At 32.4% G+C, this 24,410-nt stretch carries 18 protein-coding genes and 4 pseudogenes; 12 read left to right on the plus strand and 10 right to left on the minus strand.

The features are described from left to right. Positions 1-826 (minus strand): GTPase (locus tag CVT14_RS10080; protein ID WP_107850273.1); only part of this gene is annotated, 826 nt, incomplete at its 3' end. Positions 827-828: 2 nt separating this feature from the next. After that, positions 829-1,944 (minus strand): GTPase, encoded by a 1,116-nt coding sequence (locus CVT14_RS10085; RefSeq protein ID WP_103615552.1) that lies wholly within the window; start codon positions 1,942-1,944, stop codon positions 829-831. A 748-nt stretch (positions 1,945-2,692) separates the two neighbouring features. Here CVT14_RS10085 and CVT14_RS10090 point away from each other — a divergent pair. From CVT14_RS10090 to CVT14_RS10135, 10 genes are all read left to right on the plus strand, one after another. Continuing rightward, on the plus strand, positions 2,693-4,465 hold the full coding sequence (locus tag CVT14_RS10090; protein ID WP_107850274.1) for a site-specific integrase: 1,773 nt from the start codon (positions 2,693-2,695) through the stop codon (positions 4,463-4,465). Positions 4,466-4,690: 225 nt separating this feature from the next. After that, positions 4,691-5,716, plus strand: coding sequence for a DNA cytosine methyltransferase (locus tag CVT14_RS10095; RefSeq protein WP_084042020.1), 1,026 nt, complete (start codon positions 4,691-4,693; stop codon positions 5,714-5,716). Beyond that, complete coding sequence (locus CVT14_RS10100) at positions 5,697-7,100, plus strand: ATP-binding protein (protein ID WP_084042019.1); 1,404 nt, start codon at positions 5,697-5,699, stop codon at positions 7,098-7,100. Before CVT14_RS10095 ends, CVT14_RS10100 begins: the two co-directional genes overlap by 20 nt. Next, on the plus strand, positions 7,090-9,753 hold the full coding sequence (locus CVT14_RS10105) for a Z1 domain-containing protein (protein ID WP_084042018.1): 2,664 nt from the start codon (positions 7,090-7,092) through the stop codon (positions 9,751-9,753). The genes CVT14_RS10100 and CVT14_RS10105 overlap by 11 nt, the downstream gene beginning before the upstream one ends. Continuing rightward, on the plus strand, positions 9,746-10,654 hold the full coding sequence (locus tag CVT14_RS10110; RefSeq protein WP_107850275.1) for a PD-(D/E)XK motif protein: 909 nt from the start codon (positions 9,746-9,748) through the stop codon (positions 10,652-10,654). Before CVT14_RS10105 ends, CVT14_RS10110 begins: the two co-directional genes overlap by 8 nt. Positions 10,655-10,663: 9 nt before the next feature. Next, positions 10,664-12,691, plus strand: coding sequence for an AIPR family protein (locus CVT14_RS10115; protein ID WP_084042016.1), 2,028 nt, complete (start codon positions 10,664-10,666; stop codon positions 12,689-12,691). 396 nt (positions 12,692-13,087) lie between these two features. After that, positions 13,088-13,339, plus strand: coding sequence for a type II toxin-antitoxin system Phd/YefM family antitoxin (locus tag CVT14_RS10120; protein ID WP_084042015.1), 252 nt, complete (start codon positions 13,088-13,090; stop codon positions 13,337-13,339). Then, the gene (locus CVT14_RS10125) at positions 13,329-13,616 is read left to right on the plus strand and encodes a type II toxin-antitoxin system RelE family toxin (protein ID WP_035167048.1); all 288 of its coding nucleotides are present in this window, start codon (positions 13,329-13,331) and stop codon (positions 13,614-13,616) included. The genes CVT14_RS10120 and CVT14_RS10125 overlap by 11 nt, the downstream gene beginning before the upstream one ends. A gap of 345 nt (positions 13,617-13,961) precedes the next feature. Next, positions 13,962-14,303: a plasmid mobilization protein gene (locus tag CVT14_RS10130; protein ID WP_009295459.1), complete on the plus strand. Its 342-nt coding sequence runs from the start codon at positions 13,962-13,964 to the stop codon at positions 14,301-14,303. A 35-nt stretch (positions 14,304-14,338) separates the two neighbouring features. Further along, positions 14,339-15,931, plus strand: a complete 1,593-nt coding sequence (locus CVT14_RS10135; protein ID WP_107850276.1) for a relaxase/mobilization nuclease domain-containing protein — start codon at positions 14,339-14,341, stop codon at positions 15,929-15,931. A gap of 667 nt (positions 15,932-16,598) precedes the next feature. Here CVT14_RS10135 and CVT14_RS10140 read toward each other — a convergent pair. The 7 genes and pseudogenes from CVT14_RS10140 to CVT14_RS10180 all read right to left on the minus strand — a co-directional run bounded on the left by CVT14_RS10140 (position 16,599) and on the right by CVT14_RS10180 (position 20,996). Then, complete coding sequence (locus CVT14_RS10140; protein WP_009295461.1) at positions 16,599-16,772, minus strand: transposon-encoded TnpW family protein; 174 nt, start codon at positions 16,770-16,772, stop codon at positions 16,599-16,601. Between the two features lie 61 nt (positions 16,773-16,833). After that, positions 16,834-17,650: pseudogene (locus tag CVT14_RS11120) on the minus strand (ATP-binding protein). 219 nt (positions 17,651-17,869) lie between these two features. Then, a complete protein-coding gene (locus tag CVT14_RS10755; RefSeq protein ID WP_009295465.1) occupies positions 17,870-18,214 on the minus strand; it encodes a hypothetical protein in 345 nt (114 codons plus the stop codon). A gap of 769 nt (positions 18,215-18,983) precedes the next feature. Then, positions 18,984-19,172 (minus strand): annotated as a pseudogene (locus CVT14_RS10910) (DUF3847 domain-containing protein); the annotation flags it as partial. 504 nt (positions 19,173-19,676) lie between these two features. Beyond that, positions 19,677-20,030, minus strand: a complete 354-nt coding sequence (locus CVT14_RS10175; RefSeq protein WP_009295467.1) for a cupin domain-containing protein — start codon at positions 20,028-20,030, stop codon at positions 19,677-19,679. Between the two features lie 77 nt (positions 20,031-20,107). Next, positions 20,108-20,371 (minus strand): hypothetical protein, encoded by a 264-nt coding sequence (locus CVT14_RS10915; protein ID WP_234403128.1) that lies wholly within the window; start codon positions 20,369-20,371, stop codon positions 20,108-20,110. After that, positions 20,358-20,996, minus strand: a complete 639-nt coding sequence (locus CVT14_RS10180) for a type II restriction endonuclease (protein WP_021092738.1) — start codon at positions 20,994-20,996, stop codon at positions 20,358-20,360. Before CVT14_RS10180 ends, CVT14_RS10915 begins: the two co-directional genes overlap by 14 nt. A gap of 102 nt (positions 20,997-21,098) precedes the next feature. On the opposite strand from CVT14_RS10180, the gene dcm reads away from it, so the two are divergent. Next, complete coding sequence (gene dcm, locus CVT14_RS10185; protein ID WP_009495138.1) at positions 21,099-22,280, plus strand: DNA (cytosine-5-)-methyltransferase; 1,182 nt, start codon at positions 21,099-21,101, stop codon at positions 22,278-22,280. A 2-nt stretch (positions 22,281-22,282) separates the two neighbouring features. Here the strand turns inward: dcm and CVT14_RS10760 are convergent. Then, positions 22,283-24,131, minus strand: a pseudogene (locus CVT14_RS10760) (DUF4368 domain-containing protein). A 74-nt stretch (positions 24,132-24,205) separates the two neighbouring features. Here CVT14_RS10760 and CVT14_RS10200 point away from each other — a divergent pair. Beyond that, positions 24,206-24,410: pseudogene (locus CVT14_RS10200) on the plus strand (hypothetical protein); the annotation flags it as partial.

The following is a 24,410-nucleotide window of genomic DNA, read 5'->3' on the forward strand; positions in this document are numbered from 1 at the left end:
AAATTAGAATAAAAATATTACATCTAATATATTTTAAGTTTTTATAAAAAAAACTAAATTTGGTATATTCTTGTGGGAATTGATCTAGAAAATTTTTGTATGGCACATAAGATCTTGGAATTATATAACTGGTTTGTAATTTAAGTAATAATAAAAAGTCAAAAATAAAAACATTTTCTTCTATTTTTTCTCTAATAACTAATAGATGTTCTATAACATTATCACACACTGCCTCGTTAAGTTTTCTGCCTATCTTTTCATGCGACGAGTTTAACAAAATTTTGACAGCTTCATCTTTGCCATACTTTTGACTTTGTGCTCCAGTTCTTGTTTTTCTAGATATTGAGCAAATTTTTATACTCTTAAGATTATTTTGCTTGCAATTTTTTTCAAGTTGACATAGCGTGTCATCATCAGCGACATCGCAGTGAGTAAAGACAATAGTTCCGTCTATATCATATTTTTGCTTGATATCTTTTATTTTGGTTATTTCGCCAGGCTCTATTCTGGCACTTGAAGCATTTGTAACGTAAAACAAAGCATGTATGATTTTATTTAGGTCATTTTGCTTCTGTTTTTGGGCCAAAAATTTATCAAGCTCTCCCATCCACTTTGATTGATTATCGGGTTCCAATCCTACAGAATCATATACATTTATCTTTATGCCCTCTTTTTCAAAATGATATGCTTGAAAATTTTCAGCCCAGCTAGTTACCGGCTCACCTGAACCGGTAGTAAATTTATCCACATCAAAAAGATAATTTGCAAAAGAGCTTTTACCGGTGCCGGTTTTGCCTATAATTAGAACATTACAAGCGATGCCCACATCTATCCCTTAAATTGATCTTTTGTTGCATTCATAATCTCAAATATAAATTTTGAGTTAAAAACTTCAGCCCAAACAGGCATCTTTCCGCTCTTTAAAAAATCACTCAATGCCTTGACATTTGCTTCAACGATGGCTGCTCCAAATCCGTAAGTAAGTCCTCCTGCAACAGCTGAGTTTATAAGCTGCCCTAAAATAGGTATAAATTTTGTAAGACTCGCTGCAGTCATCTTACCTAATATTGGTAGTAGATTTTCTCTTAAAAGCTCTCCTAAATTTAAATAACTCCCAGTATTTAGCCAAAAGATATTTGTTATCTTTACGCACATTATCATTTGCTGCGGTGCTATAAGAAGGGCGTCTGAGACTGGTACTGGATTTAGCCCTGCTGTTGCAGCAGTCGTTGTAGCGGCTATTTTTACTATCCTATAAGCTTCTTGTTTTTTAAGCTCTATCGAAGAAATTTGCGCCGATATGAAGGCTTGTCTTAGCATATCATCATCAAGTTGACCAACAGACCACTCAAGCAAAGCATCTATATCAAGTTTTATACTTTCATCATTTGTGGTTTCAAAAAAATCCATTGGGCCGATTTTTTCTTTGATGATACCTTTAAATGCGTTTGCATCTTTGCCACTACCATCTCCCAGTTCTTCATCAGTATCGCATTTTGTAAAAACTATTGCGATTTTATACCCATTGTCTTTAAAATATTTGATATTTTTTATGTCATAAGGAGTTACTCTATGATTTGCTATAGATATACAATACCAAACTATATGTATCTGCTCGTCTAGATTCTTTTTTTGAAGTTTTTCAAGCTCAGGGATTATACTTTGTTCAAAATTTGTATTGTTTTGCTCATTTGTACTTGTTGTTTCGTACCCCTCAGTGTCATAAAACACTATCGGCACACTTTGGCTCGGATCTTCTATTCTGTTCATACCTTTAGTAACAGGAGCTCCAACACCAGCCTTTGCTGCATTTTTGCCAAATATACGATTTATAAGAGAGCTTTTACCAACTCCGGTTCCGCCAACAATAGCTAAATTTGGTTTTTTTATAGCCATCCTCTGATCTTCAAACTCTTTTTGAAGTGCCACTTCAAATTTTGTCATAACAACTCCTTTGCATGTTAAAATAATTTGGTATTTTACAACTATTTAAATAAAACAATATTTTATTTAAAAAATATTGTTTTATTGCTAATTATATACTAACTTTCAAGACATTACATGTCTTTTTTGCTAATCCAAAAATAATTAAGCATTTATTAAAACACTTGTTTTTGATTTGATTTATGGTGAAAATTTAACCTAGTAGCGTGACAGGTTGTGTCGTAGTAAGTGGTGTATAGAAAATTGTATGTTATGTTTGGTTTTTAAAATTTTACAAAAAACGTGCTAAAATTACAGTGAGCTTAAAAATTTGCTACATAAAATTTTATTTTGCTACAAACATTAAGCTATATTTTATGAAAGGTGACTGCAATATAATATTGTAGAAACATCGTAATTTAGGTATTTATGGTGTCACGGGGGAGACTTGAACTCCCGACCTCCGGCTTATGAGGATTTTTTATATGAGCTCCTGAAAGCCTGAAATACGCACTTTAGACGATTTTTTACTTAGTGATTACATAAAACTGTTCCATTTTTGACCGGTTGGCTATTAAATATGGGACAACACTTAAGGGAGCGAAACGGTATATATTACTACCGAGTGACGCTTGCTCCAAGCATCAGAAAATTTTTTAACGAAAAGCGAGAAATTTGCTTCTCCACATCCACTAATCTCTTGGAAAAAGCCAGAAAAAGGGCTAAAATTCTAGATAATAATCTTTACTTGATAAAAAGGGTGGTTCACATGAATCTTAGTGATAGCATAATCCAATCTTTTGTAAATTCATTTATGAAAGTAAAGCTTAGTAAGAGCATCAAAGAGCACTCTCTTCTTAATAAGAAGATGGATGTAGAATTTCTAAATGCGCTCAATGACTACTTTAAACAAAGTTTGATAGATGGCGATCTACCTCAAATTTTAATTAAGGATATAAGCAATATCACTAACACTGCTGGCGCTCTTGGTAGCAAGGATAAAGAGAACATAGGGCAAACTCTTTTAGAGAAAAACATACTAACACTTAACTATCTTGTATCAAAGCTTGAGAAGAGCAGTGTGCTCTTTGACGACAAACGTGAGCACTTTTTCCTTGAAGATAGCTCTAATGATACTAAAGCCACGCCTAGTTCGTTTGATGCTAAGGACATAGCTTCATTTCAAGAAAATATAAAAGAGCTTGAAGATAGTGGTTGTTTGCCCATTACTGATGGGCAGCTTAAGGCTATGGCTCAAAGGATTAGCGAGACGGTTTATGCCATACTAGATCAAAAGTATGGCTCAACTTCAAATTTAAAGCTAGTAAGAACAAAGAATGACCATAGAAGCATGGAAGATATCATAATGGATCCAAATCCACCAAAAAATATCAAGATAAAATTAGATGACGATAGTAGCTTTAGTATTTTTAATCCTAGAGCCAAAATAACCAAAGAGTATGAGATCAGGCAAGTACTGCAAGCGACATCTGGCTCTAGCAATCAATTCTCAGCTTTAAATTTAGAAGATCAAAAGAGCTTAAAGGATGCATTCGAGATATTTGAGACAAACACTAAAAGAGCTGACAAGTGGTTGCCAGACACGCAAAGATTAGTTACTAGCGTAAAAAAGCTCTTATTTTTATACTTTAACGAAGATACGCCAGTTTATAAGATCACGAGAGATAACTTGCTTGAATTTAGAGATCTTCTTTATAAAGTTCCAACTAAGCTAGCCCAAAAGAGTAGGTATAAAGATAAAAGTTTATCTCAGATACTTAAGCTAGGTGAAAAGGACGATAAACTCTCTGAGCCTACTATCCAAAAATATATGATAAGGGTTATTCAGTTTTTTAACTACTGCTTTGATAGTGACTATATAGGTAAAAGCATAACTGCAAAAATGAACGTCAAGATAGACATAGACCCTAGCGAAAGGGCAGTGCTTCCATACGAAGCATCAGAAGCTAGGAAGATCTTTGAGATAGTAACTAGTATCAAACAAAGTGGTAAATCACCAAGTTCAAGGATAGAGGCTAGTGAGCTCTACTACGTCACAATGATAGCTGCTTATAGTGGCATGAGGATAAAAGAGATCACACAACTTCATAAAGAAGATATAGTCTTAAAAGATGGAATTTACTGCTTTAACATCAATACAAATGATGGTAAAACTACCAAGACTAAAAATAGTATTAGATTTGTGCCTATTCATAGTAAGCTCATAGATCTAGGTTTGCTAAAATATGTTAATAGCAAGAAAAGCGGAAATATATTTAAGGTAAGCAATAAGGACTTCTCTGAAATTTTTAGAAGCCAGATCCAAAGAAAGTTTATAGACAAAGACTCTAAAAAGACCTTTTACTCTTTTAGACACTACTTTATAGACTATCTAGTGCAGCGCGAGGTAGAAGCTAACCTTATAGCTCAGATAGTAGGACATGAAAAGCAGTATAAAATTTTGCTAAACACTTATGCTAAGCCTATTAATGCAAACACACTAAAGAGTAAAGTAGAGATGGTATCGTATGAAAATGAATAGGAATAAATTTCAAAGCATGAGCTTTAAGACTATTCTTATATCTTATTTAGTATTATTTTAGGTATTAAATAAAGGATAAAAATGCAAACCATACGCAAAGCAATATCATATGGCACAGCACTTAAGGAAAAGAAGTTGAATTTTGAGGCTAACTACTCTAAAACTAAATGCTTTTATATTTTATAAGTATTGTTATATAATTCATAAAAATTAAAAAGGTTTTTTGTGACTTACAGAGTAGGAAGTTTATTTGCTGGAGTTGGTGGTGTGTGCCAAGCATTTAAAAATTCAAATTGTAATGTTGTATGGGCAAATGAAATTGATAAAGACGCTTGTAAAACTTACAGATTGAATCACGTCAGCACCAACCTCATTGAAGGAGATGTTAAAAAGTTAAATGGTAAAAATTTAAGTGATATAGATATATTAACAGCAGGTTTTCCTTGTCAGCCCTTTTCACTTGCTGGACATGGCAGAGGGTTTGAAGATGAACGTGGTAAGCTTTTTTTTGAAGTATCAAGATTACTAAAAGAATTAAGGCCGAAAGCCTTTTTTTTAGAGAATGTTAAAACCATAGCTTCTCATAATAACGGTGAAACTTTTAAAACCATTAGAAATGAGATAAAAAGAGCTGGATATTCTTTTATACCATTTATATTAAACGCTGCAAAGTATACAGACATACCACAGGGAAGGGAAAGAATTTATATTGTAGGCTTTAAGGATGAAGACGACTATTTATTTGAAAAACCTATAAAAGAAAATATAAAAGAAACGGAACAATCCAATCTACTATCTAGCAAGTTTAAAATTCCCAAGGAAACAAATAAGAAACCAAAAAGTATAAAATTCTTTCTAGATAACTCGTGCGTTACCTTGACTGATATTTATAACGACAAAAATAATAAAATTCACCGTAAAGTGATAGAGAGTGTTGTGGATGAAAATATTGTTTATCAGTATAGACGCTATTATGTTCGCCCTAATAAATCAAATGTGTGCCCTACTCTAACTGCAAATATGGGTGCAGGTGGACACAATATACCAATTATATTAGATGATGGTGTAATAAGAAGATTAACCCCAAAAGAATGTTTTAATTTACAAGGCTTTTCAAGGGACTTTATACTCCCATCAAACATATCAAGAGCACAGTTGTATAAGCAGGCTGGAAATTCTGTTGTTGTGCCAATGGTTGAAAAAATTGCAAAAGAGATTGTAGCGGTGTTGGATGGATCCGATAGAAATTAATCCAAATGTTGCAAATTTTATCAAATCGCTTCGCGACATAGGGTATACTTTCGAGGTAGCAGTTGCAGATATCATTGATAACAGTATATCAGCTGGCGCAAATGATATAAAAATTTATGCCATACAGCATCCTGAACCGTTTTTTTGCATTCTAGATAATGGTGCGGGAATGGACGAAGATGAACTAATAGAAGCTATGAGGCTATCATCAAAAAATCCAGATGAGAAAAGAAATGATATCGCACTTGGTAAATTTGGTTTAGGTCTTAAAACGGCTTCATTTTCTCAATGTAAAAAACTTACCGTTGTATCAAAAAAATGTAATCAGATAAACATTAAACAATGGGACTTGGACTATATCTCTAAAAGCGATAAATGGCTACTTTTGACGCCTGAGTTGAGCGAGTATAAAAATCTTGAAATCTTTAAAGATTTTTATAAAAACGATAATTCTACTCTTGTTGTATGGGAAGATATGGACAAAATCGAGCAAATTTCAGAATGTTTAGAACCGCTAAGAGAGCATTTGTCTTTGGTTTTTCATCAATTTTTAGAGGGAGCTGACGGCGCAAGAAAAATAAAAATATCCATCAACAATAATCCATTAATACCTTTTAATCCGTTTAATCCAACACATGATGCAACCTTTATGAAATCTACAGAAATAATTAAATACAACGAAAAAGAAATAAAAATTACTCCATTTATCTTACCGCATCATTCAAAAGTGACTTTATCGGAATGGGAAAAATATAGTGGGAGAGAAGGCTATATAAAATCTCAAGGTTTTTATCTATACAGAGCCCACAGGCTACTTGTTTACGGTAAATGGTGGGGTATTCTTAAATCTAGCGATACAACAAAGCTTGTTCGTATAAAGATTGAAATTTCAAACGATCAAGACGAGTTGTGGAATATTGATGTAAAAAAGTCTATCGCAAATCCAGTTGCTGGCTTGAAAGAAGAGCTTAAAAGAGTTGCTCTATACTCCATAAAAGATGGGGTAAAGCCCTTTTTCACTCGTGGTCGTAAAATAAATGACAAAAATGTTATTAGATTTTGGGATTTAGTTTGCGAAGATAGCAAAATTTATTTTGCAATAAATAAAGAAAATCCAATGCATCAAAAATTATTAGATTTATTGGATTTGCAAACGAGAGAACTATTTCAGCTATACCTAAAATCACTTGAGGCATGCATACCATTAGAAGCTATACAGGTACAGGTCCAGCAAAATCCACATAATTTTAGGCAAGAGGGTATTATTTCAAATACAGAAGCGGTTAAAATACTGGAATATCTAAAAAATATAGGACTTAGCGAAGATGAAATTAAAAAAATAGAGATTTTTAAAAAATATAAGGAGCCGTTGGATGGAATGTAGTTTTTATGAAGAAGTTTTTAATTTTTCAAAAAGTAGTTTGACCAACAAGTACTCTAAACAGAATGAGGTTTTACAAGAGGAAGATATTGACAACGAAATATCTCGAGTAAAAAGATTTATTAAGTCCGACATTAAAGTTGATATATTTAACCAAGACGGCGATTTTTCAGATAATGATTATGAAAAACTAAAAGACGACTTAGAGAAATATTTTAATGTAAGGATGAGTACGGGCTTAGTAATAAAAGGCGATGAACAAAAACGACGCAATACGTCTTGGTATAGCATAAACACAAAAGCCAATAATAGTAATTTTTACTGGGATAGATTGGAAAAATTTTATAAAGGCTTATTGCCTCCGCAAGTTATCAAGACTGTAGATGATGATACTGATATGATAATGAATCAAATTGGAGATCCAAGAGAGAATAAATTTAGTGTATACGGTATGGTTGTAGGGCATGTTCAGTCTGGCAAAACTTCAAACTATGCTTCCTTGATATGTAAGGCTGCCGATATTGGTTATAAATTTATAGTTATTGTTGCTGGAGATAAAAACAATCTTAGAAACCAGACTCAAATTCGTATAAATGAGGCTTTTGTTGGTAAAAATGACTCAAAAATAGTCGGGGTTGGACTTGATGATTTGCCTAATGCAAATAGAATGCAACCCATTAGCTTGACTACGGAAATAAGCGATTTTAATACAACAGATGCACGTAAAAACTCACAAGGTGTAAATTTTGATAATATTAATACGCCAGTACTTTTGGTTATAAAGAAAAACGCAAGCACTCTTTCCAATGTCATAAGATGGATCAAGTTTCATTATAATAATAAAATTTCAAAACATGCCATGTTATTGATAGATGACGAGTCTGACTATGCCTCCATAAATACAAAAGAGGAGGGTGATCCAACCACTATAAATAAAGAATTAAGGGCTCTTTTGGAGCTTTTCGAAAAAAGCTCTTATGTTGCATATACTGCCACACCTTATGCAAATATTTTTATAGATCATACAATAGAAGATGAGCAAAGCGTAAAAATTAAAAACATGAATGAGCAGATTTCTAAAGATTTATTTCCAAGAGATTTTATATATGCCCTTGATGCACCAACTAATTATTTCGGCGCCGAAAAGATTTTTATAGATAATCCTGATAAATATTTAATAGATATTAATGATTATGATGAAAAGATTCCTTTAAAACATAAAAAAGATCACCTTATATCAGAATTGCCACAAAGTCTATACGAGGCTATAAATGTATTTATACTAAATGTGGCAACAAGGGATTTAAGGGGTCAAATTAAGCATAATAGCATGCTTGTTAATATTAGTCGCTTTTCTGATGTGCACGAAAAAATTGAATGTTTGATAGATGAATATTTAAAAGCGTTAAAAAATGATATTAATGCTTTTATTTTACTTCCAAATTCAGTAAAACAAAGTAGCTTGATACTAAACTTAAAGAATATTTTTGAGACAAAATTTGATATAGAATTTTCATGGTTAGAGATTTCAAAAAAATTATCCGAAATCGCAAATAGTATTCAAGTAATAGCGGTTTACCAAAATAGTAAGAAGCCGCTTAAATATAATACTGGCGAAAGAGTAAATGTCATTGCGGTTGGAGGACTTAGCCTATCACGTGGCTTTACTCTAGAAGGACTCAGTGTTAGTTATTTTATAAGAAGTACAATATTCTATGATACGCTTATGCAGATGGGTAGATGGTTTGGGTATAGACAAGGCTATGAGGATTTATGTAAAATTTATATGCCAAAAGATATTCAAAACTATTTTAGATTTATTATTGAGGCTACAAATGAGCTTATGTATAAATTTAAAGAGATGGCGGAAGATGGTCTAACTCCTTATAATTTTGGACTAGCTGTCAGACAAGATCCAAACAGTCAATTACAAATTACAGCCAAAAATAAGATGAAAAACGCAGAAGAAAAATGTATGTCATTGGATTTAAGTGGAAAGCTAATAGAAACCGTAAGATTTGCTAAAAACCCACAACTACACGATAATAATTTAAATATTTTAAAAGAGCTTATAGAATCACTTAATAGAGGTAGTAAAAAAGGAAGCGCCACTATATATAAAAATATAGATAAAATGGAAATATTAAAATTTATAAATAACTTTAGTGTTATAAAAGCACATATGCAGTTAGATTTTATAAGGGCGTATCTGGAAGATAAGAATACAGTGTGGGATGTTGTTCTTTATGGAGGAAGGGGTATGTTTTTAGAAAAATTTGGGATAAATATGGAAGAGCGCTCAAAATTGCAAGACAAGGGTGATTACATAGAACTTGGGAATAGAAAACTATCGGCAGGAGATCCTGAGAAAGCATTACTAGATGATGAAATTTATGAACAAAGCAAGAAAGAAAAAAGGGGCGACAGGTCTTCATTTTTAAGAAAAAATTTGAAAAATCCAATTTTAATGTTACATATACTAGACACTAAGAACAATCAAATCGGCTTTGGTTGCGATATATTACCAGCCTATGGCGTTTGTTTTCCTAATGATGGTGTTTGTAGTAGCTCTCAAACTATTAAATATTTAATCAATAAGGTATATCAAGAAGAGATGCTTTTTGAATTTGAAGAATTAGAAGAGCAAGATGATTAATCCTTGGAATGATATGAAAAATAATACCAGAAGAAGGATTAATGGTGACAATAGATATGATATTTTTTGGATAGTGGATTTGGATGGAAGATATACTTTTGGCATTGAACTAGATTTTTGTATAAAAACTAGTAAAAAGAGTATAAAATTTATTGGTTTAAATACACTAAGAAAAGATTTTAAAGATGCTACCAAATTTTATATAGCACTAAACGATAATTCCAATTGGCAACTATTTGTATTGGTTTGCAACGATATTATTTCTCTTTTAAATACTTGCAATAATAATGAAAATGTTTTAGACAATATAGAAGTAAGACTTCTAAAATGGAAAAAATTTTTTATTTCAAATGATGATGATTTTGGGACAGAAAGGCAAATGGGGCTATTTGGTGAACTTAGTTTTTTAAATAATATTGCAGCTAAACAAGTTGGTTTTGAAGAGGCATTAAGTTCTTGGGTTGGGGCAGATTTTGATAAACAAGACTTTTTATTTAATGACTGCGCTGTTGAGATTAAAACGTATAAAGCTTCAAAGTCACCACATGTTATAATTTCATCTGCTTATCAACTTTATACAACTAAAGAAAAATTATATCTCGCGGTATACTCTTTATCTATAAATTCGCAAGGACTTAGTGTTGAGGATATCATAAAGAGTATAGAAGTAAAGGTCGCTGACGTAGAATCATTTTATAAAAAGCTTTTTTCGTATGGCTATAAATCAAATTTCCAAGTAGAACTATTAAAATTTAAAATAGATAAAATTTTATTTTTTAATGTAGATAATAAATTTCCAAAAATTACTTCCATAGATATAGATTCCAGAATTCATAACGTAAAATATACGGTAGATTTATTAAAATGCAATGAATTTTTGTTGGATAGAATAAAACTTTAAAGGCAAAAAATGGTTAGTTTAGATGACTTTCATCAAGATTTTATGCAGGATATCGTGAGTCAAGCCCAAAGCCGAGGTATAAGCAAACAAGAAGCATTTTTTGAGTCGGTCTGTGACTCTCTTGTTGACGAAGGAGAGCTATCGCAAGACTACATGATTGCTGAATACAATAAAAGAGATATGGAAGTAAGTGGATATGACTTTGATGTAGAGCGTGGTAAGCTTAGTCTTCTAGTGCATTGTTTTTTTCAAAGTGATGATATACAAACTCTCATAAAAGCGCAGATAGAATCAAAATTTAAAAAGCTGGAAAATTTCCTTTTAAGGAGTTTCCAAAAACTTTATGATACTATGGAGGAGGGTTTTGAGCATTACTCAATGGCCTATAATATATATTCGTATTTAATTAAAAATGAAATTAAAAAAATCCGCCTTATCATTATAACAGATGGAAAAATTACTAAAAATTTAGCAAGCATCCCAAATAAAGTACTATCTGGCATTGATGCGGAATATCGCATCATAGATATTGAGTTTTTATATAAAATCTATACTATAAATAACTCAAAAAACAACTTTGACGTTGAGGTTGATTTGCCGGCGCTTGTAGTAGACACGCCGGCGAAAGACTACAGATCTTATTTAAGCGTAATAGATGGTAGGACAATAGTTGAAATTTATGATACATTTGGCTCTAGACTTTTAGAACAAAACGTCAGAACTTTTTTGCAGTTTAGAGGCAACGTCAATAAGGGGTTGCGAAACACTATAGAATATAAGCCAGAGATGTTTTTCGCATACAATAATGGCATAACTGCAACAGCTAATGATGTTATTTTACAAGATGGCAAAATTATAAAAATATCAAATTTTCAGATTGTCAATGGAGGTCAGACCGTATCGGCCATATATGCTTCAAGTAAAAATTCAAAGCTAGACGTATCAAAAATTTATGTTCAGATGAAACTATCTGTAGTTGCTGACGCCGAAAAACAAGATGAATTTGTCTCAAAAGTTAGCGAATACGCAAATACCCAAAACAAGATAAATCAATCGGATTTCTTTTCAAATAGTCCTTTCCATAAAGATTTCAAAGAATGCTCAAGAAGAAATTTGGCACCAGCTGTTGATGGAATACAAGTAAGAACTCATTGGTTTTATGAGAGGGTAAGGGGCGAATACTTAAATGAACAAGCATATTTAAGTGGCACAGATAAAAAGAAATTTCAAATAGAAAACCCCAAGTCACAACTTATAGATAAAACATTTTTAGCTAAAAGCGAAATCGCTTGGCTACAATCGCCGGATATTGTATCAAAAGGCGCACAATATAGCTTTATGGCTTTTGCAAAACATATTACTCAAATGTTAGAAAAAGATGAGCTTTGTATAACGAGCAACTATTTTAAAGAAGCAGTATCTAGAATTATAATGTTTAAACAAGTTGAAAAACTTGTTTCTTACGCCACTTGGTACAATGGTGGTTATAGGGCACAATGCGTAGCCTATACCCTATCGTACTTATCGTATTATTTAGAAAAAAATAGATTATTTTTAAATTTTTCTAAAATATGGGATGAACAAAAAATATCTAATAATTTAGAGAATATAATCTCTATAGTTGCTAGCAAAATATATACTAACATAACTAACCCGCCGGAAGGCAATGCAAATATAGGTCAATGGTGTAAAAAGAAGTTATGCTGGGATAGTATAAAAGATATTGAATTGAGTTTAGGATTTGATGATGAGATATTAAGTAGTGCAGAAGAAGAAAAGTATATAAAAAAAGAAGCAAGAAAAGACAAGAAACTTGATGACAATATAGAAGTTCAATCGTTTGTCGTTAAATTTAAAGATTGGGACAAGATTTTAAAATATTATGAAAAAGATGAAATAAGACACCAAATATCTATGAAGCAAATGGATATATTGGCAAAAATTGCAAATGGAAGTATAGGACTTCCTTCTATAAAGCAAGCTATTATTTTATATGATCTTTATGAGAATGCTATAAAAGAAGGTTTTTTGATATAATGGCTATATTTTATACCAGTCAATAAGGATATACTTCAGTAATTGTATGTATAGTGTTAAAACTATTTTGGAAGCTATACTTCTTTGATTGTAGATAAAAATGAATCTTAACTGAATATTAAAAATGTATAAAATTAAATAGAAGAGAATTTTTGGTATTCCTTTTTAAGTGTCGTGCTTCAAGATATCAAGTTCATGGTATGTTAAATTTAGGATCTTGCGTTAGAATGTACTACTGAGGGCTTGTAACCCTAGAAATATTGTCTTAGATTTTTAAAGTCTTTAGTAGAGATAGTGACGTATGAAAATGAATAGGAGTAAATTTTAAAGCATGAGTTTTAAGACTATTATTATATCTTATTTAGTATTATTTTAGGTATTAAATAAAGGATAAAAATGCAAACCATACAAGCAAATTTTACAGCTAGCATAAGCGAGCTAAAAAAGTCTCCAGCTCAAATTTTAAAACAAGCTGGAGATAATGTTGTAGCTATACTAAACCACAATGTCCCTAGTGCCTATCTAGTACCCAGCTCTGTCTATGAAAAAATGGCAGAGATAATAGAAGAGTATCATCTAAGCAAAGCAGTAGACGCTGCTTTAGCAAGTGGTGAAAAACCAGTAAAAGTAAGTCTAGATGAGCTATGAGTTAGAGTTCTTACCAAGTGCTTTAAAAGAGTGGCAAAAGCTTGACAATAGCATAAAGGTGCAGTTTAAAAAGAAGCTAAGTGAGCGTCTAGAAAACCCAAAGGTTGCCAAGGACAAGCTACGAGGCTATGAAGATGTCTATAAGATCAAGCTAAGAGATGTCGGCTACCGCTTGGCATATCAAGTTAAAGATGATGAGATCGTAGTATTAGTGCTAGTTGTCGGCAAAAGAGAGAATAACGAAGTATATGAGATGCTAAAGGATAAATTTAACTAAGCATTAAGTCTCTTATCTTTAACTATCAATGAATAAATTTGACTAACTTGTAGTGCTCTTTTATGATGAGCATAACCCCTATATTTTTATTATTTTATTTTCTTAATTTCATACTAGACTAAATTTTTAAGAGAAAATCCAGAAGCTACAAAAATTATATTATATATTTCATAGTATTTTTAAAAAACACGCATTTTAGCGGCCTGAAGCCTACCGAATTCCTTGTTTTAGGCTGTGAAATTTTATAAAATAACCTTAAAAGATATTTAAAGAGCAAGTCTGACAAAAATTTTTATGGCATAGGATTTTTTGAGTGGCTTCTTCTTAGATTGGGAGTAAATTTACGTGAGTTCTGAAAAGATAAAAAAACGCAAGGTAACCAAAGTCATAACTAAAAGACTTAGGCTAAGTAATGCAGAATGGTTGGTGATTAATAATAAATTACAAGAAAGTGGCCTAACTTTCTCAAAATTTGCCCTAAGAGCTATGTTGTCTAAGCAGATTTATGCACCAATTATAAGGGAACTTCTAATTGAGCTATCTAGACAAGGACAAAACATAAACCAAATAGCCACCAAATTAAATAGTGGGCAAAGCCTAGATAGAGTTGGTATTGAGATCATAGCCGACGATAATAAGATCTTACATAAAATTTATGAAATATTGGGTAAAAAATATGTTTCTTGATTCGCCTTGTATCAATACAAATAAAGGCACTAGTGATGCTAGTTAAATTTCTTCGTACTTATACTGGTGGTGGCCTTGGGAGCATAAATTATCTTTTAAATGAGAGAAAAGCTGCTGGAACAGCAAGAGTTATAAAAGGTGATGAAAATTTAACTAGAGCTATTATAAAAGGCATCACCTATAAACAAAAGACCTGTTTTGGTGTTTTATCATTTGAAGAGAGGCATGACTTTTTAACTGAAGAGCAAAAACTAAAAATTATTAAGGATTTTGAATATGCTCTTTTGGGTGAATATATGCTTGAACGTACAAATGTATTATGGGTAGAACACTCAGACAAGGATGGACGGCTTGAGTTAAATTTCCTTATCCCTAAGATAGATCTTGAAACAGACAGGTCATTTAATCCTTATTTTGCTAAATATGATCAAACTAGAATAGATCTAATTAAAAAGATCATTAACGATGAGTATGGACTATCAAGTCCAGATGATCCAGCAAAAGAGCAAACTATATTGTCTAGCAAGAAAAACATCAATCATTATAAAAATTTGGAAGAGCTCGACCAAAAGCTGCACGATCTGGTTAAGCAAGGCTATATTAAAAATAGAGACCACATGATTGAACTTCTTAAACAAAATGGTATCGAAATAACCAGGATCAACAAAAAAGGCATAACGATCATACTGCCTACTAAAAAAACAAAAAATCGTCTAAAAGGAGGAATATACGATGCAGACTTCACCAGTGCTCAAAGACTTGGAGAACTCAGCCAAAGCTCAAGCAGAAGAATTAGAGAATTCCATGATAGAAATACACAAGCAGAGTGCAGAGAAAATAGGCGAAAACTTGAGGAGCTTATTGTTAAAAGAGATAGATTTAATCAAGAAAGATATGTCGAAAGAACTTCAAAAAACAATATCCTTGCATCACAAGGACAGATCGGTGATAATCTCGCTATCAGTTGCTACCGCACTAATTTTGGGAATAGCAATTGGCTGGGTAGTGCACGCAATGATATTAAAGGAAGAAGTAGCTTGGGCGATACCAAAACAATGGAGATACAGCCAACCTACTGCAGACAAGACCCAGAGGGAATATTACATATCAATTCCAAAAGACGAAGAGATAACAGAGAACGAGCGCAGGAAATTTATATTAATGAAAATGGAGTAGAGGATGACAGCATTAGAGAAAGCATTGCTAGAAGAGAACGAGCGCTTGACCAAGATGATCGAAGACGAAAGGAACAGACACGAATTAGAAACAATGAATTTGCAACAAGACTGCGAGAAGAAGCTCGCGATATTACAGACAAATGTGACAGAGCTAACAAAGAAAGTCAAGAGCTTGAACAAAGATTGCAACGACGCCTTAACGGAATCTTTGCAGCAACAAAGAGATATGTACGAGAGTTCAATATCTTGCTTGGAAGAAAAATTAGAAAATTTAGAAGAAAAATTCCAAAATTTGAGAGAAGAATACGAGAGCTTACAGATAGAGCACAAGATGCTACAAGAATATGTAGAGAATTTATAGAGGAGCGTGAATACTCCCAAAAAGCCAGCATATATCACCATGTGGGTGATGTATGCAAGGAAAAAACTCAAAGTCTAGATATGTTTTAAACGTAGAGACTCTACTAAGTTTATTACATAATCATCTCATTTATTACTTCCAAACATTATTTGTTACGTTGCCATTTTAAAAATATACTAAAATATATTTTGTAGATCATAAAAAATAATTTAGTCTAATTATTTTTGTTCTTATGGCTGCCTTTAATCAACTTAAGCTTTTATTAAAAAAAGCCTATCTTGCATGGCCACTTTAATAAAGAAAATATTTTTTAAGCGTGGGTCAAGGGAGCGGCAAGCTATCCTTGCGAGCCTCTATGGAGATGCAAATGGTAACATTTTGTAGCTACATAGAGTATGCTCGCCCTAATATCTGAATTGAATTTTGGCGCATACTGGAATTAAATCAGTCCCACCAAAGAATGACTTAGTAAAAGTAAATTTTTGTAATTTTTGTGATTGGCATATTTGTCACTTGTTTATTTTGACTGATAAATTTGGATAGTCAATTATTTTATGGTTACTTTAATTAAAACTTAAAAAGCAAGAAGCTAGGAGGCAAACCACGAATGATATTAGCATCTTAAGCACCAATATAAATTCATACACTAAGCAACAGCACAAACAAGGCAGGTCTGCAAATTTTAGTGATATTTTTAACCAAAAGACCAAAGAAAAGATTAGCGAGCCAAACCTGTAACAACTTGTCAAGGACTTTCTAATCATTTTTATCATTTTTTTGATGTTTTTCACTCTCAATTTCTCTAAGCATTATGCGTTTCAATTTGTCTTGCATTGTTTCAGTAGTATTTTTATTAAAATGTACAACAACTTCATAGGTAGTTTTTCCAATCTTCTTTATTGTTTTTGTTTCTGTATTATTTTTTTGCATATCATCATTCCTTTTCTTGCAATTAAAAAGCGATTAGAATTTTTTACTTTTCCAATCGCTCTCATTCATCTATTAAGTTTTGTGCTTTCTTCAGCTTTTCTTTGCTCTGTATTTTTCTTCTATCAAGTCCCGTTATCCTAAGAGGTAAACACATCTCGATTATCCTTGAATAAATCCTGCCAAGCATTATATCTTCCTGTTCTTTTTCTATATCTTTGAAATTAAGGTTAGTAGTTATAATGGTTGGTCTTGCCTTTAGGTATCTTGCATTGATTACATTGTAAATTTGCTCTAAGGCATATTCTGTATTTCTCTCTATTCCAAAATCATCAAGAATTAGTAGGGTAGGGCTTGTTATCTATTCGATATATTCGTTTCTATCAAGATTAAAGCCGCCTTTTTGTAAGTCGTTTAATATCTGTGCAAAGTTCCTCATTTTTACTGTATGGCTATATTCTGTAATTATAGCGTTGGCAATAGCACAAGCTACATAGGTCTTGCCACTTCCTACATTTCCGTAAAGTAACAGTCCAACATTATCTTTTCTCATTTCTTCAAAATGTTTTACATAGTTCTTTGCTTTTTTGATGATTTCCTTATCTGTATCTTCATCGGCATTTTTAAAGGTGTAGGCTATTTGATTTTTGGATATAAAGCAGCTTTGTCTCAACCTATCTTGTTTTAACAGTTTTTTCTTGTTCAGCTCTATCTCTATCACATTTACAAGCCGTTCTGATAATCATAGGCTTATCCAACATCGGAATTACCTTACCGTCTATTCTTTCATTACAAATCTTGCAATAGATATGTCCGTCTTCTTCATAGTGAGTATCTTTGTTGTAGATAAAATCTGTCCCTTGAATTTTTGTAGTAATCATATTTTCTTTATCATTCATAATTTTAGTCTCCTTTTCTACATCAGGCTCTATAATGCGTTTTTAAGGCTTATTTTTATCTTAACCATAGTCTGACACCTCTTTTATGATTAAACCCTTAAAAACACCTTTTATAGGCTGTCGCTGTCTTCATAGTTGGTTGAATAGGTTCTATGGCTTTTATTTTGATTATTTTTCTGTGATAGCTTTTCTTTATCCTGTTCATACCAATTCATACCAATTAAGGATTGTTACATAGTGGTCTTTGTAGTCTGTGCCTTTACTTTTGATATATCTTAATAGCTTTTCAGTCATTGTATCTGTATGACCTTTCAGCCTATCTTTTAGATTTTGGTATTTTTCATCGGTTAAATGAATATTTTGATACTCTCCATAAAGGGACACTGGGGCAACCTGTTCTATTCTCCTCTTATCTAATCTACCCTTAACTATACTATGCGGACAAACGGTTGACACTTGGTTGTCATTTGGTATACCAAGATTTTCAACCTTGATATATGCTCCATTTTCCGTTTGCGTTATACTTTGCTTTTCTTCAAGATACATCGTTTCTTTTCGTCTGTCATTTCTGATGTAGTTATTTATCTTCCAATAGGTAATGACTATAACCCCTCTTTAAAAGACAATTACAAAACCTTTTGTAATTAGAATTTTTAAGTCATCATCATCTGCCCTCATAGATAGATGAAAATACAGGCATTGGCTACTTAATGGCATATCCAAAAATAAGTCGCTATCCACTATCTTTATTGAAAACATCCTTTTATCTGCCATTTTTCTCTCCTATCTTTTGTTATGAAAATGTAGCAACAAATCGTTACTCCTTTTATCTTTTAAGGAAGTCGTGTTTCACTACCCCCTTTGATTAGTACTGTCTTTGATTTAGGTACACTCCCATTTTGGGAATGTGGCATTTGTCATCTTCTTATTTTTCTTTTGTTGTTTTAGATGTCGGTCTTAAAAATACTTTTGCTTTTCTATAAACTGAATGAGCGTTTTGAAACGGTACAATAGAAAAAGCCGACTATACTTTTAACTTTTGTTGTTTCAGTATGTCGGCTTAATGTAAGCTATCTGTTTCAAATTTTTATTGTCAAGGGTGAGCGATAGTGAATGCGCTTTACCCTTGATGATAAAAAAGCGAATGAATTATATTCAGTTGTCTTTTGCCTTTAATACGGAAAAATGCTTCGGCTTTTTTCTTTGCTCCCCGCAAGGGTAAAAGCACCGCAGGTCGCAAGGACACCTAAAGGGTGTATAATTGCGCCCTTAGAAAATCTAAGGGAATTACAATTATACTATGTCCTTGCGTTTCTTAGTCTTTTTGAAATGCTCTTTGCAAAATAGCCTTTATTTCTTCATTACTTTTCTCGCTTGCTCCCTCAATTAAACTTTCTAAGATTGCTCCTCGCTCTATCAATCTATGGTTTCGCTTTTTTCTTTCTTCAAGGCTCGTTTGCTTTCTGATTTTCTTTTCCTGATTTTTAAGCTGAGATAGTTTCTTTTCATATTTTTTTTCTTCTTACTTGCTTTCAATCTTTTCTTTTACTTTTTCTAATTCTGTTTTTATTGTCCATAAATTTCATCTCCTTTCAAGTTTTTTTCATAAGAAAAGACGATAGATGTTTTACTTTCTATCGTCTTGAATCTGTATTATTCAGCTCGACAAACTGAAATTTGACTTACTTCTTGTATTTCTCAACGATTATGCCTGCTACAATACCTACAATAAATCCAGCCGTAGTAACAGCCGAAAACTTAAACTTACCCCAAAGAGAAGGAAGCGCAGAAATCGCAAGTGCATACCAAAACAGATTACTACTGAGCAACCAACCATATAAATAACTATGCTCACCAGTTGGAATATTAGTAAATAGCCAACCAATCAAGTTGCTCTCACCAATATATCACCAGATATACAGCTATGTATCCCAATGTTATATAAACATTTTTTTTCTTTCTCAAGTATAATCACAATCCTTTGTCAAACGGGAATTTTATTCTCCTGTCACTCGTTTATAGGATCATAGTCGGAAGGGACAGGTGCTACTATACTTACAAAGATGATATCCTCATCTCCAGTATTTTTTGCTCCGTGGCAGGAGTCTTTCTTCGATACTATGACATGGCCTTTCTTGAATGGAACCTCTTCATTAGGCTGGGGGTAGAATATTCCCTCTCCCTGAAGGACGATCCATATATCGTCGGAATTGTGGTGATAGTGCTTTTGCAATGTCTGACCGGGTTTGATAACCCAGACCGATCCGCCTGTAGATTCTGTCTGATAAAACGGTGTTCTGACAGCCTTTTCCGGATCCTCTTTTTTTACAAGGTCCATGCAATAGATTCTCTGTTCGCTCATGATTATTTTCTCCTTTGTATTCCATAGTTTAATCGAAAAAATTCGATTTAATGATATACCGACAAATTCTAATTTGTCTACTTCTTTATGTTTTTTAATCTCTCATCATAATATTCTTCTACAAATTTATGATTTTGGTGTTTTTCAATTTGCTTAGTGATAAGCTCTATCATTTGCTCATTTTGTTCTACTGTGTAGTTGAAATTTTTCCAATGAGAAACATTGTCTAAACATATTTCAACCAACTTTTCAAAGGTTAATACCCTTTCATTATCGGAATAATATGTTTCTTTTATATTTTTTGTTGTTGTAACTTGTATATTAGCCTCAAGAAGTATCAAGAGTTGCTAAAAACATTTCTCTTGCACCTGTTCTTCCCATTTCTTCAGGTACTTCTTGCCATCTTTCTCTTAATGTGGTTTTTGCACTAATTAAGACAGTATTTCTCTTATTTACAATGTATTCTAAAACACCCGGAGAAACTAAATCTACCAATTTACCAAGACCTTTATTGACAAACTCTTGTTTACCTATATTACCTTGACTGTCAAGTGGAATCCCTGCACCAATCAAAATGAGTTCTATAATACTTTCAAATTCTTTACCTGCTCTACTCCTCCTACTTTGAGTATTTGACAAAGTCAAAGCATATATATGTTCCGGAAATTCTTCCACAAACCAAGTAATTGCCTCTATTGGTGTAAGAGTTTTGATATACTCATCATCAACTAACTCTTTTAGCATTTTTGAAGTAAAGTCTTTTTCTAATGGCTGAAATTCACTCCAACAGCTATTTCTAAGTTTTTCAACAACTTCACTTGCATTACTTAAAAAGAATTCTTTAGGGACTTTGTCGTATCCTAATGTAATAAAATTATCATAAACTAAGTCATAAGGCTGTTTAAAGCCTTCTTTCCTTTTTTCTTTAACTAAGTTTTTATATTCATCAAGAGAAATATTTGCCATAACTCTTTTCCTTTCTTGAAAAATTTTCTTCTATATGGTACAATAGTGTCAAATAGAGGACAGTTAGTCCTTGAAATAACATATATAAAAAGGAGAATATATATGAATATTATACCACAAATCATAGATAATTCCCCTGCTATTTTAATAAAAAATAAGCGTATCAGATTACAAATGACTCAAAAAGAATTAGCTGATGCTGTTGGTATGTCCAAATTCGGAGATAGGACAATTCGCAGATGGGAAAATGGAGAAAGTCAGCCATCGTCCATTGAGCTGAAACATATTTTATCATTTCCTGAAAAAGTACCTTTCCCCAATAATGAAAATGCCCCCTATAAAATCATTGATTTATTTGCCGGAATTGGTGGTACAAGGCTTGGATTTTACCAAACAGGTAAAACAAATGTCGTATTCAGTAGTGAAATTGATAAATTTGCAGTAAAAACATATAAGGCAAATTTTGGTGAAACTCCTTTTGGAGATATTACAAAAATATCTGAAAAAGATATTCCTAATCATGATATTATTGTCGGTGGTTTTCCTTGTCAAGCATTTAGTCAAGCCGGTAAAAAGCTTGGTTTTGAAGATACTCGTGGAACATTATTTTTTGAAATTGCAAGAATTATTAAAGAGAAACGACCTAAGGCATTTCTTCTTGAAAATGTCAAAAACCTAAAATCTCACGATAAAGGTCGTACCTATAAAACAATAGAAAAAACATTAAAGGATTTAAACTACGATGTTCATTCTATTATACTTAAAGCAAAAGACTTCGGTGTTCCACAAAATAGAGAGCGTATTTACATTGTTGGATTTGATAAGGATAAAATAGATAACTATAAAGATTTTTCTTTTCCAATTCCTCCCTGCCCAGATGTTTCTGTGGGAAATATTTTAGAGCAAAATGTTGATACTAAATACACCATTTCAAATGCACTTTGGCAAGGTCATCAACGACGAAAGAAAGAACATAAAATAAAGGGAAATGGATTTGGTTACACATTGTTCAATGAAAACAGTCCTTATACAAATACATTATCTGCAAGATATTATAAAGACGGGAGTGAAATACTTATTGAGCAAAAAGGAAAAAATCCACGAAAACTAACACCTCGTGAAGCTGCAAGACTTCAAGGCTTCCCCGAAAACTATATCATTCCTGTAAGTGATACTCAAAGTTACAAACAGTTTGGTAATTCTGTTGCCGTTACTGTTATCCATGCAATTGCAAATAACATAATTGATATACTTGATACCTGTACTAAAAAAGAGATTGACTAACTTCAATCTCTTTTTTCTAACTTATTAACTTGTATACCTGCCCTTTTCAGAACCTTTAATTTTTCTTGTTTTCTCTGTTCTCTCCTTGCCTTATACCTTTCCTCATATTCCTGTTGTTTTCCATTTACTTTACGCTTTAAGTAGTTTTGATGAAGTCTATCTTTTCTTTCCTTGATTTTTCTCTCTTCTTCCTCAATTTTTAATCTTTCTTCTTCTTCTTCTTCAGTCAATTCTTCTTTTGGTGGCTCATAGTTACCGATAAAATTAAAATATATCTCTATTTTTTGCTTTGATGTTTGACTACCTTTTCTATTCCTTTCATGAACAATAATCTTTTCTACAAACTCATTTATCATTGTAGTTGTAAGTTCATCAAAATTTTCATATCGGCTTATTAGAGATATAAACTTTTTCGCCTTATCTGTTTCTTTTTCATATCTTAATATTGCAAACTCTAAGTCTTTAATTTCTTTGCTTAAAGCTATTTGCTCTGTTTCATATTGACTGTTAAGTATCTCATATCTATTACTTGGTATTTTTTCAAGTATCATATCTTCGTAAATACGGCACATCAATCGTTCAAGTTCCTGAAGCCTGTTTTTACTTTCCATTAATCTTATTTTTGTCTTTTCTATCTCTACTTTTTCCTTTTCTTCCATTTCATTTTAAATGGAACGGATAAAGGCTTCGTGATCTTCATCAAGATATTTTTTAATGTCTTTTAAGGTTTCCTGTATAAGGTTTAAGACTGCTTCCGCTTTTATCCTGTGAGTAGATGGACAAAACGTTCCACAGGGTACTTTCGTGTAAGCACTGCAAGTGTAGTAGGGAATATTTTTGTAATTACTTGTTCTATGAACATACATTTTACTGCCACAATCTGCATAATACATAAGGCCCAGTTAAAGGGTGATATTCTCCCCAACCATCGGGATACCTTTTTACATTTCCTCTTATCCTTTGCACATTATCAAAGGTTTCTTGGTCTATAATTGCCTCGTGGGTATTTTCAAATATCAGCCAGTTTTCTTCAGATACATATTTGCTTTTCTTATCCTTGAAATGCTTTCTTGTTTTGAAGTTTACAGTATGACCTAAATATTCCTGTTTCTTTAAGATACTTACAATTGTAGAACTGCACCAGCGATAAGGATGTTCAAACACTTTGCTTTGATGTAGTCCATATCCTAATTTTTGCTGATGGTAAGCAGGTATATCTACTTTTTCACTTTCCAATATCTTTGCTATTCGATACGGACCATTGCCTTGCATGGTCAGATTGAATATTCTCCTTACTATCTCCGCTGCTTTTTCATCTACAATCCACTTATCTTTGTCTTTTTCATCTTTGATATATCCATAAGGTGGAGAGCTTGCCGTATGCTTTCCGCTTTCCCCCTTTGACCTGAATGTAGATTGTATTTTTCTTGAAGTATCTCTTGTATACCATTCATTCATAATATTTCTAAAAGGGGTAAAATCATCTTCTCTATAAAAGCTATCTACATTATCATTGATAGCAATGAGCCTAACTCCCTTTTGTCTTAAGATTTCCATACATTGACCGACTTTAAGATAGTCTCTGCCAAGTCTACTCATATCTTTTACGATTATACAACCTATTATATTACCTTGATTAACTCCGTTCATCATTGCCATAAAGCCCGGTCTATCAAACTGTGTTCCGCTTATTCCATCATCTGTAAAATGTATGATGTTGCTTAAATTATTTTTACCTGCATATTCTTCAAGGATTTTCTTTTGATTTACAATAGAATTGCTTTCTCCTTGAAGTTCATCATCACGACTTAATCTCTCATAGAGTGCTGTTATCTTTTCATAATTCCTCATTTTTACCCCCTTTCTCTTAGTTTCTTAAATAAAAAAGAATTAAGAAGTACATATTTCACTAATATAGTGATTAAGTGTTCTCCTTAATTCTATTACTCCAAGAACCAGCTAAATTTACTTATACCACTTCTTCACAAAATAGCCTTATCTCTTTAAATTTTAATGAGCTTCAAGCTTATGGCTACACAGTAGATAAGGCTGGCTTTATGGGAGCTGATTTTAATAAAGCAGCCAGCTTACCGCAGGACTTTAAAATCCACAAAAGCACACTTGATGAGC

Origin of the sequence: Campylobacter concisus (assembly GCF_003048445.1) — a bacterium.
Taxonomy (GTDB): Bacteria; Campylobacterota; Campylobacteria; order Campylobacterales; family Campylobacteraceae; genus Campylobacter_A; species Campylobacter_A concisus_BF.